This window comes from Nocardia cerradoensis NBRC 101014, assembly GCF_000308535.1.
Classification (GTDB): domain Bacteria; phylum Actinomycetota; class Actinomycetes; order Mycobacteriales; family Mycobacteriaceae; genus Nocardia; species Nocardia cerradoensis.
This window is the reverse complement of the sequence record NZ_BAFW01000315.1, coordinates 1-3,420: the sequence shown is the minus strand read 5'-3', so window position 1 is coordinate 3,420 and position 3,420 is coordinate 1. Positions and strand designations below refer to the sequence as shown.

At 70.2% G+C, this 3,420-nt stretch carries 3 protein-coding genes; 2 read left to right on the top strand and 1 reads right to left on the bottom strand.

The window, feature by feature from the left end; genetic code table 11:
• The coding region (locus ON23_RS28335) for an FAD-dependent oxidoreductase (RefSeq protein WP_039781991.1) at window positions 1-1,263 on the top strand (1,263 nt) is incomplete at its 5' end.
• Between the two features lie 45 nt (window positions 1,264-1,308).
• Here the strand turns inward: ON23_RS28335 and ON23_RS28330 are convergent.
• Window positions 1,309-2,331: a GlxA family transcriptional regulator gene (locus ON23_RS28330; RefSeq protein WP_051043492.1), complete on the bottom strand. Its 1,023-nt coding sequence runs from the start codon at window positions 2,329-2,331 to the stop codon at window positions 1,309-1,311.
• A 71-nt stretch (window positions 2,332-2,402) separates the two neighbouring features.
• Here ON23_RS28330 and ON23_RS28325 point away from each other — a divergent pair.
• Window positions 2,403-3,420, top strand: a 1,018-nt coding sequence (locus tag ON23_RS28325; protein WP_051043491.1) for an MFS transporter, incomplete at its 3' end; no start/stop codon positions are given.

The following is a 3,420-nucleotide window of genomic DNA, read 5'->3' as shown; positions in this document are numbered from 1 at the left end:
ACCCCGATCCAAACCGCCTGCGGATTCGACGACACCCCCGCCGACATGGCCGCCTACCTGGGCGCCGCCCTCGGCCCCGGCGCCGACACCGCGAAGATCGCGGACTACTGCGAGCACAGCGTCGAGCATTTCCACTGGCTGGTCGACCGCGGCGTGCCGTTCAAACCGTCGCTCTGGGACGCCCCGGCCTGGGTGCCGCCCACCGATGACGGCCTGATGTGGCTCGGCGAGAACAGCTGGCCCTTCACCGAGATCGCCCACCCCGCCCCGCGCGGACATCGGCCCACCGCCAACGACTTCGGCGGCCGCCTGCTGATGCAGTGCCTCACCGCCGCGACCGAATCAGCCGGTGTGACAACACTTTTCGATACCGCCGCCACCGCCCTGATCCTCGCCGGCGACGGCACCGTCACCGGCGTGGTCGCCCGGCAGTACGGCCGGGAGCTGACGATTCGAGTCCGGCGCGGCTGTGTCCTCACCACGGGCGGGTTCGTCGACAACGACGAGATGCTCGCCGCGCACGCTCCGCTGCTGCTCGGCCATACCAAGGTCAGCGCCGGTACCGACGACGGCAGCGGCATCCGGATGGCGCAGGCGGCGGGTGCGGCGGTGCGGCACATGGCGACGGGGCAGGTGGGGATTTCCCTGATTCCCGGATTGGCCGCGCGCGGAATTCTGGTGAACGACAAGGGACAGCGCTTCGTCAACGAGGACACCTACCCGGGCCGCATCGGCCAGGCGGCGCTGTTCACGCAGGGCATGCGGGTGTGGGTGGTGGTCGACGAGGAAGCATTCGAAGCCGTGCCGGAAGAACAACGCTGGGGTGTGCAGCCGACCCATATGGCCGACACGGCCGACGAACTCGGCGCGGCGATGGGCCTGCCGCCGGGCGCGCTGGCCGCGACGCTGCACCGTTACAACGAATTCGCCGCCGCCGGAACGGATCCCGACCGGCACAAGGCGGCGCGATGGTTACGTCCGCTGCGTACCCCGCTGGCGGCCATCGATGTGCGGGCCGGGATTCGGCCGCCCGCCGAAGCCGGTGACCGCCGCGGCACCGGGGCGTCGGTGTTCACGCTCGGCGGACTGCACACCGACGCGCACGGCCGGGTCCTGGATATCGACGGCGCCGCCATGCCCGGACTGTTCGCCGCCGGTCGCGCGGCGGTCAATCTGCACGGACAGGGCTATATCAGCGGGACGTCGCTCGGGGACGGAACGTTCTTCGGCCGGCGCGCGGGAGTCGCTGCGGCACAGGGTTAGTCGCGCGGGCTGGTCGCGGCGACGGGCGTCTGTCGCCGCACCGGTCTACGCGTGTTCCGCCGCGACGACCACCTCGTGCCGATTGCTCCGGTGCGAGCGACGGTATTCGCTCGGTGATACACCCACCTCCCGGCCGAAGTGAGCGCGCAGATTCGCCGCACTGCCCAGTCCACAGCGTTCGGCCACCACGTCGACGGCGAAGTCGGTGGTTTCCAGCAACTCCCGGGCCCGGATGATGCGCTGGGTGAGCAGCCAGCGCAGTGGTGTCGTACCGAGTTCGGCATGGAACCGCCGCGCCAGGGTCCGCTCGCTGAGTCCGCTGTGCCGGGCCAGGTCGCCGACGGTCAGCACGGTGTCGAGCCGGGTGAGCGCCCACTGCAGGGTCGCGGCCACGCCGGGATCGGCGGCGTCGAGCGGCACCGGATTCCGCAGATACTGCGCCTGCCCGCCCGCGCGGTGCGGCGGCACCACCAGCCCGCGCGCCGCGGCATTGGCGACGTGGGAACCGAGGTCCTTGCGGATCAGGTGGATACACAGATCCATCCCGGCCATGGTTCCCGCACTGGTGAGAATCCGCCCGTCGTCGATGTAGAGCACGCTCGCATCGACATCGAGGTGTGGATACCGTTCCAGCAGCGCCGGAACATGTTTCCAATGCGTGGTCATGCGGCGGCCGTCGAGCAGGCCGGCCGCCGCGAGAACGAAGGCGCCCGAACACAATGCGGCGATGCGCGCTCCCGCCTCGTAGGCCGCGCGGACCGCCGCCACCAGATCGGCCGGCGGATCCTCGCGCACATTCGGCGTCGCGGGGACGACGACGGTGTCGGCGGCGATCAGATCGTCGTAGTCGTAATCGGTCAGCGTGACGAACGGATCGCGCAGCGTCGCGTGCCGGGTGCCGCGGGGGCCGCACAGCCGCAGCCGATACCAGTGCTCGGCATCGACGCCGGGCGGCGGTTCGAAGAACACCTGGTACGGGATCGCGACCTCGAACACCGGCTGGCCCGGCGCCACCGCGACCGCCACCGTTCCGGGTTGTCCGGATTCGCACACCGTCTCCGCAGTCATGTCAGAAATCTAGCGCATATTGGCTACTCTGCCACTCGATCCCGCGATCCGGCGGCTGAATAGTTGCATTCATGACGATTACGGCCAATGCTCGCGCGGATGCGCCGCTCACCCAATCTCCGCGGCGGTGGCGGATTCTGGCGGTGGCGAGCGTCGCGCAATTCCTCGCGATCCTCGACCTCTTCGCGGTCACCGTCGCCTTCCCGACCCTGCAGACCTCGTTCGCCGGCGCCTCCCCGAACACGGTGTCCTGGGTGCTCGACGCCTACACGATCGTGATGGCCGCACTGCTGGTCCCCGCGGGCCGTCTCGCCGACGACACCGGCCGCCGGCGCGGATTCCTCATCGGGATGACGCTTTTCGGCGTGGCCTCGATCGGCTGCGCGGTCGCCCCGACACTGATCGTGTTGATCGGCGCCCGGGTCGTGCAGGCCGCGGCGGCGGCGCTGCTGGTTCCCACCGGCCTCGGACTGGTGCTGCCCTCCTTCGACGTGCGAGAACATCCGACGGTGATGGGCATCTGGACCGCGATCGCCGCGGCGGGCGCCAGCAGCGGCCCGGTGATCGGCGGCCTGCTGCTCGAATGGGGCTGGCGCTGGATCTTCTGGCTGAACGTGCCGATCACGCTGGTGGCGCTCGCCGTCGGATCGCGGGTGCTGCCCGACATCCGGGCGCGCGTGCGGCGGCGGCTCGATCTGCTCGGCGCCGCACTGATTCTCGGCGCCACCGCGGCGCTGACCACCGTCTTCGTCCAGGGCGCGGCGTGGGGATACGGGTCGGCGGCGACACTGGGCACACTGACCGCGGCGATAGCGCTCGCGGCGGCGTTCACCTATCACGTGCGACACCACCCCGATCCGGTGGTGAGTCCGGCGGTGCTGCGACACACCATGTTTCGCGTCGCCACCCTCGGCGTGTTCTGCTACTACCTGGCCTTCGCGGCCCTCTTGCTCTCGGGCACCCTGTACCTCACCGCGCAATGGCACTACTCCGAGTTGCGGTCCAGCCTCGGTATCGCACCGATTCCGATCAGCTGCCTGCTGGTGTCACCACTGTCCGGCCGCGTCGTCGGTCGCATCGGCGCCCGTG

Excerpts from the sequence above, each read along its gene's own strand:
- ON23_RS28330 (WP_051043492.1), bottom strand. The coding sequence starts at position 2,331 with ATGACTGCGGAGACGGTGTGCGAATCCGGACAACCCGGAACGGTGGCG.